This window comes from Mycolicibacterium komossense (assembly GCF_025822605.1).
Classification (GTDB): Bacteria; Actinomycetota; Actinomycetes; order Mycobacteriales; family Mycobacteriaceae; genus Mycobacterium; species Mycobacterium komossense.
The window spans coordinates 151,868-166,502 of sequence record NZ_JACKTY010000028.1; the positions used below are offsets into that span (position 1 = coordinate 151,868).

General features: G+C 64.8%; 13 protein-coding genes. 11 read left to right on the top strand and 2 right to left on the bottom strand.

Annotated features, from left to right (window positions below; all coding sequences use genetic code 11):
- The first annotated feature begins 138 nt into the window (after window positions 1-138).
- The 7 genes from H7J73_RS11710 to H7J73_RS11740 are packed head-to-tail and all read left to right on the top strand — an operon-like array spanning window position 139 to window position 6,703.
- Window positions 139-1,608, top strand: a complete 1,470-nt coding sequence (locus H7J73_RS11710) for an APC family permease (RefSeq protein WP_264067530.1) — start codon at window positions 139-141, stop codon at window positions 1,606-1,608.
- A complete protein-coding gene (locus H7J73_RS11715; RefSeq protein ID WP_264067532.1) occupies window positions 1,605-2,432 on the top strand; it encodes a polysaccharide deacetylase family protein in 828 nt (275 codons plus the stop codon). The genes H7J73_RS11710 and H7J73_RS11715 overlap by 4 nt, the downstream gene beginning before the upstream one ends.
- Complete coding sequence (locus H7J73_RS11720) at window positions 2,429-3,490, top strand: C45 family autoproteolytic acyltransferase/hydrolase (RefSeq protein WP_264067534.1); 1,062 nt, start codon at window positions 2,429-2,431, stop codon at window positions 3,488-3,490. Before H7J73_RS11715 ends, H7J73_RS11720 begins: the two co-directional genes overlap by 4 nt.
- Window positions 3,491-3,509: 19 nt before the next feature.
- Entirely contained in the window at window positions 3,510-3,926 is a 417-nt protein-coding gene (locus H7J73_RS11725; RefSeq protein WP_264067536.1) for a VOC family protein, read from the top strand.
- A 1-nt stretch (window position 3,927) separates the two neighbouring features.
- Window positions 3,928-4,692 (top strand): SDR family NAD(P)-dependent oxidoreductase, encoded by a 765-nt coding sequence (locus tag H7J73_RS11730; RefSeq protein ID WP_264067537.1) that lies wholly within the window; start codon window positions 3,928-3,930, stop codon window positions 4,690-4,692.
- Window positions 4,693-4,725: 33 nt separating this feature from the next.
- Window positions 4,726-5,766: a Rieske 2Fe-2S domain-containing protein gene (locus H7J73_RS11735; protein WP_264067538.1), complete on the top strand. Its 1,041-nt coding sequence runs from the start codon at window positions 4,726-4,728 to the stop codon at window positions 5,764-5,766.
- On the top strand, window positions 5,747-6,703 hold the full coding sequence (locus H7J73_RS11740; RefSeq protein ID WP_264067539.1) for a PDR/VanB family oxidoreductase: 957 nt from the start codon (window positions 5,747-5,749) through the stop codon (window positions 6,701-6,703). The genes H7J73_RS11735 and H7J73_RS11740 overlap by 20 nt, the downstream gene beginning before the upstream one ends.
- Window positions 6,704-6,705: 2 nt before the next feature.
- On the opposite strand, the gene uvrA is transcribed toward H7J73_RS11740, so the two are convergent.
- A complete protein-coding gene (gene uvrA / locus H7J73_RS11745; RefSeq protein ID WP_264067540.1) occupies window positions 6,706-9,621 on the bottom strand; it encodes an excinuclease ABC subunit UvrA in 2,916 nt (971 codons plus the stop codon).
- 134 nt (window positions 9,622-9,755) lie between these two features.
- Between uvrA and H7J73_RS11750 the strand changes: the two genes are divergently transcribed.
- Both H7J73_RS11750 and H7J73_RS11755 read left to right on the top strand, forming a co-directional pair.
- Window positions 9,756-10,433: an MBL fold metallo-hydrolase gene (locus H7J73_RS11750; RefSeq protein WP_264067541.1), complete on the top strand. Its 678-nt coding sequence runs from the start codon at window positions 9,756-9,758 to the stop codon at window positions 10,431-10,433.
- Window positions 10,434-10,485: 52 nt separating this feature from the next.
- Window positions 10,486-11,844, top strand: coding sequence for a flavin monoamine oxidase family protein (locus tag H7J73_RS11755; protein WP_264067542.1), 1,359 nt, complete (start codon window positions 10,486-10,488; stop codon window positions 11,842-11,844).
- A 7-nt stretch (window positions 11,845-11,851) separates the two neighbouring features.
- Here H7J73_RS11755 and H7J73_RS11760 read toward each other — a convergent pair whose 3' ends face one another.
- Window positions 11,852-12,298, bottom strand: a complete 447-nt coding sequence (locus H7J73_RS11760; RefSeq protein ID WP_264067543.1) for a universal stress protein — start codon at window positions 12,296-12,298, stop codon at window positions 11,852-11,854.
- Between the two features lie 336 nt (window positions 12,299-12,634).
- Here H7J73_RS11760 and H7J73_RS11765 point away from each other — a divergent pair, with 336 nt between their 5' ends.
- A complete protein-coding gene (locus tag H7J73_RS11765) occupies window positions 12,635-14,200 on the top strand; it encodes a glycosyltransferase family 39 protein (RefSeq protein WP_264067544.1) in 1,566 nt (521 codons plus the stop codon).
- Between the two features lie 28 nt (window positions 14,201-14,228).
- Window positions 14,229-14,633 (top strand): phage holin family protein, encoded by a 405-nt coding sequence (locus H7J73_RS11770; RefSeq protein WP_264067545.1) that lies wholly within the window; start codon window positions 14,229-14,231, stop codon window positions 14,631-14,633.
- Window positions 14,634-14,635 lie beyond the last annotated feature (2 nt).

Consider the following 14,635-nt stretch of genomic DNA (forward strand, 5'->3'; position numbering starts at 1 on the left):
TCTGTTGCCTTCGCATCGCGCCAGTGCTAGCGTCCCCCCAACGCCTGAATGCGTGATTCTGTGGGTTAACACAGACGCAATGCGCAGCCATCGCATGATCAGCCACGCAATGCATATCCGAACTTGAGGAGAGTGCCCATGACTTCACCTGACACCCAGCCTGCCTACGAGAAGACCCTCCGGTGGTGGGACGGCTTCACCATCAGCCTGTCCATCCCGGCCGCGCTGTTCATCAGTCTCGGTTACGGCATCGGCTTCATCGGTGCGTGGACGGCGTTGGCACTGCTGGGCACTGTCGCCGTGGTGGCCTGCCTGCAAAACTACATCTACTCCGAGATGGCGGGCATGTTCAGCGACAAGGTGGGCGGCATCTCCATGTACGCCAACCAGGGCTGGCGACGAAAGACGACACTGGCCGGCCCATTGGCCACCTACGGCTACTGGTTCGCCTGGTCGAGCTCCCTGGCCATCTACGGCCTGCAGATCGGCAGCCTGGTCCAGGCCGAATGGTTTCCCGGCCAGACGTGGACGTTCTCCACAGGCCTGGCCACGATCGGCTTCCCGCACATGGTCGCACTCGGAGTGCTGCTGCTCGGTTGGGCGCTCAATGTTCTCGGTATGCGCCCAGCAATGTGGATCATGTATGCCACCGGCATCTTGGTGCTGATCCCGCTGGTCCTGTTCGCCGCCGCCCCACTGATCAGCGGTGACTGGTCTATTTCCAACCTGCACTGGGACCTGGCGGCCAGCGGATTCCCCGGCTGGCGCACCGCGATCGCCTGGATGTTCGTCTTCGCCTGGTCGGTCTACGGCATCGAGGCGGTAGCGACATTCGTTCCGGAATTCCGAGACACCAACCGCGACACCCGGATTGCGCTGCGACTGGCCGGCATCTTCGTCATCGTCGTCTACTTGCTGGTGCCACTGGGCGTGGGCGGACTGACCAATCAGGCCGATGCCGCCGCCGACCCGGTCTCCTTTTATCTCGGCGCGTTCGAGAAGTTGATCCCTGGCTCCGCCTGGTTGATGACGGTCTGCCTGATCGCCGGCTTGCTGCTGCTCATGGTGATGACCACCGCCGACGGCGGACGCGTACTGCACGGCAGCGCGCTGGAGGGCCTGACGATCAAGCAGCTGGGCCAGCTCAACCGATTCAAGGTTCCGGGTCGGGCGATGACGCTGGACCTGGTGGTCAATGTCGTGCTCATCCTGTTCGTCGGGCAAGCACTAGCAGTGATCGTCGCCGGCATCCTGGGCTACCTGATCTGTCACGTACTCGCGTTGACCGGGTTCATCAACCTGCGCCGCGAGCAGCCCGACGCCAATCGGCCGATCAAGCTGGGCCGCCAGTGGATCTATATCGCAGGCGTGCTCGCCGCCTTCGATACCGTGCTGGTCGCTGTCGGCGCGCTGTCGGCGCAAATCACCGGGTACGGCGGAATCAGGGAACTGTTGATCGGCGTCGTCGTCCTGTCCATCTCGGTACTGCTCTTCGCTTACCGCCAAATCGTCCAGGAAGGCAACACCTTTCAGTTCAAAGCCACTGACGAACACTCCGCTTCGCTGCAAGGCCCGAAGGAGCCGAAGACTGAAGTGGGGGCAGCATGACCGACCAGCAGAGCACGTTTCCCGGCGGCGCATCGGCCGCAGTCTCGCTGACCTTCGACGTCGACGCCGAATCCGGCTGGCTCGGTGAAGGTGAGGAGTACGCCCGACGGCTGACCATCCTGTCCGAAGGCCGCTACGGTGTGGTCCGCGGGGTGCCAAGGATCCTGGAGTTGTTGCGCCGCTATTCGATTCCCGCGACATTCTTCGTACCCGGCTACACCGCCGAGGTTCACCCCGGTCTGGTCGAGAGCCTACTGGCAGGCGGACACGAGGTGGCCCACCACGGCTATCTGCACTTGCGTAGCGACAAGGTCAGCGTGCAGGAGCAGACCGAGGAAATCCACCGGGGATTCGAGGCGCTGGCGAAGGCTGGTGCACCGCGGCCCGTCGGCTATCGTTCGACGTCCTGGGAGCTCACACCCGAGACCTTGGAACTCTTGGTGGACAACGATTTCCGCTACGACTCGAGCTGCATGGGCGACGACCGCCCGTACCTCGAGCGGTGGAAGCACCTTTCGATCCTGGAGATACCCGTGCACTGGTCGCTCGACGACTGGCCCAGGTTCGGCTGGAACATCGACGGCGGCGGCAACGTCGCGGATCCGGCCGAGTTGACCCGCAGCTGGATCGCGGAGTTCGAAGCGGCCCGAAGCGAGCAGCGGCACACCAGCTTCACCATGCACCCGGAGGTGATCGGGCGCCCCTACCGGATGGCGCAACTGGAGAAGGTCGTCGAGCACATCGCATCCTCAGATGATGTGTGGTTCGCCCGCCTCGACGAGGTCGCCGAACACGCCGCACCGCGCTTGACCGGGCCGTCATGACCGTGCGGACCTTCCGCTCGTCGGCCACCGCGGCCGAGGGCCGCGGTCGAGAACTCGGCCGGGCGTTCGCGGATGAGATCACCGCCACTGTCGATGCCTACCAGCGGCTGTTCGACAGAGCAGCCGGCGCGCCCGTCGACCTCGCGCACCTCGGCGCACTGGCCGCAGAGCAGATTGCGCTCGTCTCCCCGGCGCTGGCAGCGGAGATCAGCGGTATCGCAGAGGGAGCCGGGCTGCCGATCACCTCGATCGCGGCGGTCAATGCGCGAACCGAGATCCTGGCCGCGGTTGGGGCAATCGGTGTCCACGAATGTTCGACGGCCGTCCTGCTCGGGCACGGGCAACCCGTTGCGGTTCAGGCATGGGACTGGTACGCAGACCTGGCTGACCTGTGGTTCGTGTGGGAAATCCCGCACCCCGATGGCCATGTCACGACGACACTGACCGAATACGGCATCGTCGGCAAGATCGGTGTCAGTACCCGCGGACTCGGCGTACTTTTCAACATCCTCCACCACGGGTCCGACGGTGCAGGAATCGGTGCGCCGGTGCACGTCCTGGCCCGCGCCGTGCTCGATGATGCGCAGGATCTGAACCAGGCGCTGGTGCGCCTCTCGACGGCACCGGTGTCAGCATCATCGTCGTTGACACTGATCGCGGCGTCGAACGGCGAGAGTGCGGCGGTCAGCGTGGAGTGCAACCCTGGCGGCGTCGGCTACGCGCTTCCCGATGACGGCGGACTGTTGTTGCACACCAACCACTTTCTGAGCACGCCGGCCGCGTTCCACGACACCGAGTTACGCACCGGACCGGACACCGTACTGCGCTATGACACCCTGCGCCGCCGGTTGGCCGGCCGCGCAGACCTGGACGTGAGCGACGTTGTCAGCGCAATGAACTCGCACCTGCTCGGCGGCGGTGCGCTGTGCTGCCATGCCGACCCGGCGCTGCCCGCCGCTGCGCAATTCCAGACTCTGGCCACCGTCGCCCTCGATGTCGTGGGCGGCACCCTTACCGCACACGACGGTGGCCCGTGCACGTTCCCTCGTAATACCTAGTTCCGCAAGGAGATTCCTCATGCTCAAGCTCAAGCGTATCGACAACATGGACATCCTGACCAAGGACGTCCAGGCCCTTGTCGACTTCTATCACGGCACGCTCGGCCTGCCGTTCTACCTGCCATACGAGGCCGAGGAAGATTGGGCGGCAATCGATTTCGGTAATTTGACGCTCTATATCTTCAAATCCGAGGTCGGTGAGCATGCGCCCCGGCGCACCGCGGTCAATCCCGACAACGCTCCCGGGATCGACTCATTCGCATTCGAGGTGGACGACCTCGACGAATCCGAGGCTTATCTCGAAGGCAAGGTTGAATGGGTCGACGAGCGGATCGAATGGAAACACCCGAACGGAACCTGGTACCGGTACCGGCCGTTCTTCGATCCCGACGGAAACATGCTGTACATCACCGAGCCGCACTCGTCGGACACCTGAGATGAACACACTGCCCGGAAGTCGGCTCGACGGCCGCGTCGCGATCGTCACCGGTGCAGCCAGGGGCATGGGGGCAGCCCACGCCCACACGCTGGCCGCACAGGGAGCCCGTCTGGTACTCACCGATCTGGACCAGGGCGAACTCGACGCCGTCGCGAAGGAATTGCGCGAAGACAGGCACGCTGAGGTCGTCACCGTCGCCGGTGACATCACCGAACCGCAAGCATCCGCGCGGATCATCGACGCTGCCATCACAACGTGGGGTCGCCTGGATGTGCTGGTGCACAACGCCGGTCTCATGCACAATTTCACGACGCTGGCCGATACCACCTCCGACCAATTGCAGCCCTATCTGAACGTCAACGTGCTCGCTCCGTTCGACATCACCCGAGCGGCGGTGCCTCACCTGCGTCGCAGCGATGCGCCGCGAGTCATCTTCATCTCATCGCAGTGGGGCCAGGTGCCGGACGGGCACTCCTACGGCTACATGGTGTCCAAAGCCGCTCAACTCGGGCTGATGAAAGCACTGGCCCAGGAATTGGTCACCGACGGGATCCTGGTCAACGCCATCGCCCCCGGCGCGGTGCATACCAGGATGATCCCCGACCATTACTACGAGGCCGAGGTGGCCGCCGTCCCCCTCGGCCGGCTCGCCGAACCGAGCGAGATCGCCTCCGCTGTTGCGTTTCTGGCCTCTGACGGCGCCGGCTTCATCACCGGCCAGACGATCCCCGTTAACGGCGGCGCCTTGCTCGTCGGCATCTGACCCACTTCACAGTCCATCCGAAAGGTACTAACGATGACCGCCGCCGTGCTGTCCCCTACGCCCGCGAAGACCACCAAACGTGAGCTCGCCGAAGCTGCAATGCGGCGTTCGTGGTTCCCTGTCGCACGAATCGCCGACCTCGACACGCCGCAACAAGCCACCCTGCTCGGGGTGAAACTCGTTGTCTACCGGGGCCCTTCGGGTGTGGTATCGGTTCAGTCCAGGCGCTGCCCCCACCGCGGCGGCGATCTGTCCATCGGCCAGGTCCACGAGAGCTCCATCGCCTGCCCCTACCACGGCTGGGAATTCGACAGCAGCCACGGTGGGTGCAGCCGGATCCCGTCACTCGCCGATCAGTCGAAAATCCCACCGAAGGCCGGCATCGCCACCTACCCGGCCGTCCTGAAGTACGGTCACGTATGGACGGTACTGGAGGACCCAATCACCGAAATGTACGATCTGGCCGAATGGCGGGGTATCGACCTTGAGTGGCTGGCCGCCAGCCCGATCGACTCCCCCGTCGGGGTCGGAGCCACCATCGAGAATTTTCGCGACGTCGCGCATTTCCCCTTCGTGCACCAGGTTTCGATGGGCCCAAGCCCGGAAGTGGTCGAGCCGCTGCAGGTCAACCGTGACGGGATCGACACCTGGATGGACCGCCCACTGGATGCTGGCAGTGGCGAATGGGCGAACGACGGCAACTGCATGATGCGCTACCACTGCGTTGCCCCGGGCCTGGCGTCGATCACCTACGACTATGAGAAGCTGGGCCGCCGAGTTGTCGCCGGATTCCCGTCGCCCATCAGCTACGAACACGTCAAGATTTTCTGGGGAGTGGCCAACGAGGTCGGCTACCGAGGTGAGAGCCTCGAAGAATGCCTGCGTCTTGAGGAGATGGTGTATCTCGAAGACGCTCCGGTGGTCAAAGACCTCGACCCGCGGGAGATCCCTTGGGATAACGAGGTTCATGAGTTCTCCGTGCCCGCCGATAGGTTCACCCTGAACTACCGGCGCTGTTTCAACGAGCTGATGGGCCGCCTGGAGGACGTGGACGATGACACCCGGAAAGCCTGATCTGCTGCTCCGGGTGACGGCCGCCCGCTTCGAAAGCGACGGTGTCACATCATTCGAACTGGCCGCGACCGACGGTGCGACGCTGCCGGCGTGGACTCCCGGCGCGCATATCGACATTCATCTTCCGTCCGGAAGAGTTCGGCAGTACTCCCTGTGTGGCGATATTGCCGATCGAACCCGCTATCGCATTGCCGTGCTCGAATTGACCGGTGGCCGTGGTGGTTCCGTCGAGGCGCACCGCGAGCTGCGACCCGGTGTCGTCATCGGTGCTTCGGCCCCGCGCTCGGCGTTTGCTCTCGTCGACGCGGCACGGTACGTATTCATCGCCGGCGGAATTGGTATCACACCGTTGCTCCCGATGATCAACAGCCTGGAGCGCACCGGCACCCCGTGGGAGCTCACGTACTGCGCGCGCAGTGCGCAACACTTCTCCTTCGCCGGGGAGCTGCGCTCGCTCGGTGGCGGCAAGGTGCGCCTGCTGGCCGAGGATGTCGATGGCCGGCCTGATCTGGGCACACTGGTCGCCGATGCTGATGGCGCCGCCGTCTTCTGCTGCGGACCGGCCGGCCTGATGGATTCGTTGGCTGCGCAGATGACCGCCGCCGGTCGCGACGATGTGCACATCGAGCGCTTCACCACAGCCAACCCGCCGTCCGGAAGCGTTGTTTCTGAACTGTTCACAGTCGAACTCGCGCGGTCTGGGCTGACGATCGACGTCGGACGCAACCAGAGCGTGCTCGAGGCGGTCCGCTCTGCCGGAGTCGACGCTCCGGCATCGTGCGAGATGGGGATCTGCGGCACCTGCGAGACCAAGGTGCTGTCCGGTACCGTCGCCCATCGCGACGACCTGCTCACCGACGACGAGAAGCGGCAGGGATCGACAATGATGATCTGCGTGTCCCGCGCCGCGGGTCCGCGATTGGTCCTCGACCTGTAGTTCTAGGCACTGACCTTCCGCTTGCGTGGCGCCCGTTTCGGGGTTGCTGCCACCGGTGCCCGACCGCCGAGAACCTCGGCGAGGAACTTTCCGGTATAGCTCTCCGGTACGTCGGCGACGTCCTCCGGGGTGCCCTGGGCCACCACGGTGCCACCGCCGGCGCCGCCCTCGGGCCCCATATCGATGATCCAGTCCGAGGTCTTGATGACATCCAGGTTGTGTTCGATGACGATCACCGAATTACCTTTGTCGACAAGGCCGTTGATCACCTTGAGGAGTTTGCGGATGTCCTCGAAATGCAGGCCGGTGGTCGGCTCGTCGAGAATGTAGACCGTCCGACCCGTCGACCGCTTCTGCAGTTCGGCGGCCAGCTTGACCCGTTGCGCCTCACCACCCGAGAGCGTCGGCGCCGGCTGCCCCAGCCGCACATAGCCCAGCCCGACATCGACCAGCGTCTTCAGATAGCGATGGATGCTGGAGATCGGCTCGAAGAACTCCGCCGCCTCCTCGATTGACATATCGAGGACCTCGGAGATGGTCTTGCCCTTGTAGTGCACCTCGAGGGTCTCCCGGTTGTACCGGGCGCCGTGGCAGACCTCGCACGGAACGTACACATCCGGCAGGAAGTTCATCTCGATCTTGATGGTGCCGTCACCCGAACAGGCCTCGCACCGGCCACCTTTCACGTTGAACGAGAAGCGGCCCGGCTGATACCCACGCACCTTCGCCTCGGTGGTGGCCGCGAAGAGCGTGCGGATCTTGTCGAACACTCCGGTGTAGGTCGCCGGGTTCGAGCGCGGCGTGCGGCCGATCGGCGACTGATCCACCCGGACGAGCTTGTCCAGGTTATCCAGACCGTTGATCCTGGTGTGTCGGCCCGGCACCTGCCTGGCGCCGTTGAGCTTGTTGGCGAGCACCGAAGCCAGGATGTCGTTGACGAGGGTGGACTTGCCGGACCCGGATACGCCGGTGATCGAGGTGAGCACGCCCAGTGGGAACGCGACGTCGATCTCGCGCAGGTTGTTCTCGCGGGCCCCCACCACGGTGAGCTGCCGCTTGCGGTCGATCGGGCGACGGATCGCCGGGATCTCGATGCTCTCCCGGCCCGCCAGATAGGCACCGGTGATCGAGTTCGGGTTCTTCAGCAGATCCGCATAGGACCCGCTGTGCACCACGGTGCCGCCGTGTTCACCGGCCGCCGGGCCGATGTCGACCACCCAGTCGGAGTGGGCGATGGTGTCCTCGTCGTGCTCGACGACAATCAGCGTGTTACCCAAATCCCTGAGACGGGTGAGGGTTTCGATGAGTCGACGGTTGTCGCGCTGATGCAGCCCGATCGACGGCTCGTCCAACACATAGAGAACACCGGCGAGCCCGGAGCCGATCTGGGTGGCAAGCCTGATGCGCTGTGCCTCACCACCGGACAGCGTGCCCGCAGCCCGCTCGAGTGACAGATACTCCAGGCCGACGTCGAGCAGGAAGCCCAACCGCGACTGCACCTCTTTGAGAACCTGTCCGGCGATGGCCGCCTCGCGGTGTCCCAGGGTCAGCGCATTGAGGAAATCTGCGCAATCGGAGATGGACAGGGCACACACTTCGGCGATCGACTTCTCGCCACGGTCACCCGCGGACAACGTGACGGCCAGGATCTCGGGCTTGAGGCGCGTACCTTCACAGACCGGGCACGGCACGTCGCGCATGAAGCCGTCGTAGCGCTCCTTCATCTGCTCAGACTCGGTCTGTTCCATCCGGCGGTGCAAGAACGGCATGACGCCTTCGAAATCGGCGTAATACGACCTGGTTCGCCCGTAGCGATTCTTGTACTTGACGTGCACCTGCTCGTCGGAACCTTCGAGAAGGGCCTTACGCGCCTTGGCCGGGAGCTTCTTCCACGGAGTGTTCACATCGAAGCCGAGTGCTTCGCCCAGACCTGACATCATCCGGGTGAAGTACTCCGACGTGTGCCCCATCGACCACGGCGCGATCGCCCCCTCGGCCAGCGTCAGCTCAGGGTCGGGGACGACGAGTTCTGAATCGACCTCCTTGCGGATGCCGAGGCCCGAGCACTCCGGGCAGGCACCATAGGGCGAGTTGAACGAGAACGACCGGGGTTCGAGGTCGTCGACGGCAAGCGCGTGCCCGTTCGGGCAGGCCAGTTTCTCCGAGAAACGCTGTTCGCGGTGCGCCGTGCCCTCTTCCTGGTCTACGAACTCGAGGACGACGATGCCGTCGGCCAGGTTCAGCGCCGTCTCGATCGAGTCGGTCAGGCGCTGTTTGGCGCTCGCCTTGACGGTGAGGCGGTCGACGACCACCTCGATATCGTGCTTCTCCTGCTTTTTGAGTTTCGGCGCTTCGGTCAGCGAATGCACGACCCCATCGACGCGGACCCGGCTGTAGCCCTGCGCATTGAGCTTCTCGAACAGGTCGACGAACTCACCCTTGCGTGTGCGGACCACCGGCGCGAGTACCTGGAACCGGATGCCCTCATCCATCGCCAGAACCTGGTCGACGATCTGCTGGGGGGTCTGCTTGGCGATCCGCTCGCCACACACCGGGCAGTGCGGACTACCCGCGCGGGCATACAACAGGCGCAGATAGTCATACACCTCGGTGATGGTGCCGACGGTCGATCGCGGGTTGCGGTTGGTCGACTTCTGGTCGATCGACACCGCAGGCGACAGGCCTTCGATGAAGTCGACATCGGGCTTGTCCATCTGCCCGAGGAACTGCCGGGCGTAGGCCGACAACGACTCCACGTAGCGCCTCTGGCCCTCCGCGAAAATCGTGTCGAACGCCAGCGACGACTTACCGGACCCCGACAGTCCCGTGAAGACGATCAGGGAATCACGGGGCAGATCAAGGTCGACACTGCGCAAGTTGTGCTCACGCGCTCCCTTGACGATCAGGCGATCAGCCACCCGGCCCCTTCCACAAGCTCAATAGTGCTCATTCATGCAGTTCACAACGCCGTCAGCGACAAACCGTAGACGTCGCTATCCATGCTAGGTGCCCCCACCGACAAGAGTTCGACGGCAGGGATAACGTGGCCACCATGACTGTCGTCGACGACGAGTACACCGGCCATGTCGAACCTGGTACTGGCGCACGTCGCGTCCTGCCCGGTGCGTCGATCGTGAAAGTGTCCGTCGGCCCGATGGATAACAACGCCTACCTGGTCACGTGTTCCCGCACCGGCGAATCGCTACTCATCGACGCCGCCAACGATGCCGACACCCTGGTCGACGTCGTCAAGCGATACGCCCCCTCAGTCTCCCTCATCGTGACGTCGCATCAACATCAGGACCACTGGCTCGCGCTCGAGGCACTGGCCGCGGCGACCGGGGCGCCGACCGCCGCCCACGAGCTCGACGCCGGGCCGCTGCCGGTGACCCCGTCGCGGATCCTCGCCGGCGGTGACACCGTGACCGTCGGTGACCTCTCGTTCGATGTGATCCACCTGCGCGGACACACCCCGGGGTCGGTGGCGCTGGCGCTGTCCGGTGACGCGGTAGGCGGGGTGACCCAGCTGTTCACCGGCGACTGCCTGTTCCCCGGTGGTGTCGGGAAAACATGGCAACCGGGCGATTTCGAGAAGCTGCTCGACGACGTGTCCACCAGGCTCTTCGACGTCTACGCGGACTCGACGGTGGTGTATCCGGGCCACGGGGACGACACCACGCTCGGCGCCGAGCGCCCACACCTGGCGGAATGGCGCGAACGCGGTTGGTGACAGCTGTTCAACGGCGGGATAGCCGGCCACCACTTCAGTACTGTCCCTGTGCATGGAGCGCGAGGCTGACGTCATCATCGTGGGGGCCGGTCTGTCAGGCCTTTACGCCGCCCGGGAACTCAAGGCGGCCGGTTACGAGCCGCTGATCCTGGAGGCCAACGATCGCACCGGCGGCCGGATCCTGACCGAATCCCCCCTCCCCGGGATCCCGCTGGAGATCGGCGCGCAGTGGATCGGTGACACCCACACCCGGATGTTCCGGCTGGCCGCCGAACTCGGCGTCCAGACCTACCCGCAATTCGAGGCCGGGGAGACCAAATACGAGCTGTGCGGCACCGGTGTGCTGGACCAGACCGAGTTCTACCAGCGCTTCGGTGACGACGTGGCGTCGGTCAACCGGGTGCTCGCGACGTTGGACACACTGGCGGCGACGGTGTCTGCCGAGGCTCCGTGGCTGGCACCCGAGGCAGCGCAGTGGGATGCGATCACCGCCGGTGCCTGGTACGACGCGCAGGGGCTGACGCCGATCGCCCGCACGCTGCTCGAGATCTGCACGGTCGGAATTCTGGCTGTCCCCACCGTCGAGGTGTCCTTCCTGCATCTGCTGTTCACCATTCAGACGTGCGGGGTGGGCGCGGCGCTGTTTTCCGAGGCCGAAGGGGGCGCGCAGACCACCCGGTTCGTCGGGGGCACCGCGCAGCTCACCGACCGGCTGGCCGCGCAGCTCAGCGATCAGCTGATCTTGGACGCGCCGGTCCAGACGATCGAGCACAGTGGTGACTCCGTCACGGTGCACTGCCGTGGTGGCCGCACGTTCCGGGCCAAACGGGCGATCGTGGCGATCGCACCCACCCTGGCCTCACGCATCTTGTACGACCCGGCGCTGCCCGGCGTACGCGACCAGGTCACCCAGCGGATGCCCCACGGTTCCGCGATGAAGGCGTTCTTCATCTACGAGGAGCCGTTTTGGCGCGAAGACGGCTTCAACGGCCAGTTCATCTCCGATGTCGGGCCGGCCCACATGTCCAACGACACCTGCATCGAGGGGCGTGAGGAAGGCGTCATCCTGGCGTTCCTCGAGGGCGCGCAAGCCCGAACGTTCCACCGGTGGGACGAGATCAAGCGTCGTGAAGCGCTGATCGCCCAAATGGTCCGTGTCTTCGGCCCCAAAGCCGCGCACCCGATCGCCTACGTCGACGGTGAGTGGACCGAACGGCCCTGGACGCGCGGCTGCTACAACGCCAACATGGGCCCGTTCGTGTGGACCACCTACGGCCATGCGCTCAGCGCGCCGATCGGACCGCTGCACTGGGCGTCGACCGATACCGCCACCCAATGGAGCGCCTACATGGAAGGTGCCGTGGAGTCCGCCGAACGCGCGGTCGGCGAAGTACTGCAGTCGTTGGCCTGAACCAGGCCTAACCCGTGGTGTGAACGATCAGCACGTCGGTCTTCGACCGGCGCGCGACGTTCGCGGGCACCGAGCCCAGCAGACGGCCGGCGATGGTGCTCAGGCCGACGTTGCCGACCACGAGCAGGTCAGCGTTGGACTCCTCTGCGAGTTCGACCAGTGCGTCGACAGGAGCGCCGACCACGGCCTTCTCCTCGACGTTGGTCGCTCCGGCAGCCTTGGCCCTGTCCCTGGCCTCGCGCAGGATGGCGTAGATCGGCGCGTTGCCGGAAAGCTTGTAACCCTCGTCCTTGAGTACGTCACTTGCGCGCGAATCGTCGGACGACGGGAAGTACGCGGTAGCGATGATCACCTTTGCATCCGGCCCAGAAGCGAGCGCACCCGCCCGGTCGACAGCACGCAGCGACGAGTCTGAGCCGTCGGTGCCGACGACAACGGTCTTGTAGCTGCTCATCAATAGCCTCCAAGTGTTCAGTTGCAACGCCAATCGAGACAGTAACCCGTAGCCCGGCGGCGATGGGCGCGATTGCGTACAACCCCTGCCGCGATCGCCGCGTCTATTACCGCATAACCACTGGTGATGCCAGTCGGCGGGATGACGTGTGTCAGCCGACACGTGACGGGTATCGCACTTGCGACGTTATCCAGGACACATGTTTTCGGCTGTCCGCCAACAAAACTCGTAGCCCATCTGCGGCCGCGGTTCCACTCGGCGCGCGAGACCGAGCCGACGGGGTTAGCGTGTGGCATCCCGGCCCCACAGCGCCGACACCGGAATGCGGGTGACTGCATGGTTTTGACACCTACCTTCGAGCGTGTCGAGACTCTGCGCGGCCCGACCGGGCGGCACCGCGGCGCGCCGGACCCCGGCGTCATCGCGGCCGTGACGATGGTGGTCGCTGTCATCGGAGTCGATAAGCCATCGCTGTGGTACGACGAGGCGGCGACGCTGTCGGCAGCATCGCGGCCGCTGCCCGAGTTGTGGTCGATGGTGCACAACATCGACGCCGTCCACGGCCTGTACTACCTCTTGATGCACTGCTGGCTGGCCATCCTGCCCCCGGGCGTCCACCCAACCGAGCTGGTCCTGCGCCTGCCCAGCACCGCCGCGGTGGGCATCGCCGCCGCTGGCATAGTCGTTCTCGCCAAACAGCTTTCGACGCGCGCGGTGGCGCTGACCGCCGGGCTGATCTTCGCGATACTGCCCCGGGTGACCTGGGCCGGCATCGAAGCTCGGTCGTACGCACTGACGATGGCGGCTGCGGTGTGGCTGACCGTGCTGTGCGTGACCGCGACTCGGCGCCGGGCAGCGCCCTGGTGGCTGATGTACTCAGTGGGAGTGGTGATGGCCACCGCGTTGAATGTCTATGTGCTGCTGGTCATCGCGGCCCATGCTGTGGTGGTTACGCTGGCGGCCGAGCGCCGGCCCCACGCCATGGTCCCGTGGGTTCTCGCCGTCGGCGCCGGAATCCTCACTGCCGTGCCGTTTCTGGTCTTCAGCCGAGCTCAGATCGCCCAGGTGCAGTGGATCTCGCCGCTGGGCCGGCACAGTGTCGGCGACGTGCTGCGCGCACAGTACTTCACCGAGAGCGTTCCCTTCGCGTTGCTGGCCGCCGTTGTGGTGGTGGCGGCGGCGCTGTTGCGCCGACCGAGTAGATGGTTGCCCGACCACGGCGCATGGCGGCTGGTATTGGTCACGCTGGTATGGATGGTCGTCCCCACCGTCGTGTTGTTGGTGCACTCGGCGCTCAGCACACCCGTCTACTACCCGCGGTACCTGAGTTTCACCGCACCGGCGATGGCCTTGTTCCTCGGGGTCAGCGTGGTTGCACTGGGCCGGTCGATGGTCCCGGTGGCTGTTCTCGTTGGCCTCCTCGGCGCGGCGGCCTCGCCCAACTACCTTGTCGTACAACGCGGCCCGTACGCCAACGAAGGGATGGATTTCAGCCAGGTAGCCGATGTCCTCTCCGCACACGCCGCCCCCGGCGACTGTCTGGCACTGGACAATACCGAGACCTGGAAACCAGGTCCGATTCGGGCGCTGACGGCGGCCAGGCCGTGGGTGTACGACAAACTCGTCGATCCCGGCCGGGGCCGCCTCGCTGTAGATCGAAATATGTTGTGGGACAGCCATCTTTCGATCTGGAGCTGGGCCGATCGACTGAGAACATGCCCTGCGTTGTGGCTGGTGTCCGATCGTGACGCGACGCAACCAGATCACCAGACTGGAGACCGGCTCACGCCCGGGCAACGGCTGAACTCGGTACCCGCATTCCAGGCCGCCGCTGGTCACGGCTTCCGGATCGTCGAACGGTGGCAGTTCCATTTCGCCCAGGTGGTGAAGGCCACCCACTGACCGAGGCAGCCGTGACAAGATCATCGCCATGGGGCCATTTGTCATCCGTACCGCACTGACCGGATTCGCACTGTGGGTGGTGACGCTGATCGTGCCGGGGATCGATTTCGTCGGCGGCGAGACAACGCTGCACCGGATCGGCATAATCCTCGTCGTCGCCGTCATCTTCGGCCTGGTGAACGCGATCATCAAACCCGTCGTCCAGATCCTGTCGATCCCGCTCTACATCCTCACCCTCGGGTTGTTCCACATCGTGATCAATGCGCTGATGCTGTGGATCACGTCGTGGATCACCGACAACACCACGCACTGGGGCCTGCACATCGACGAATTCTGGTGGACGGCGATCTGGGCTGCGATTGTGTTGTCGATCGTCAGCTGGGGTCTGTCGGTGATCATCCCGGAATCCACCAAGCCCGCCCGCCAGATCTGACC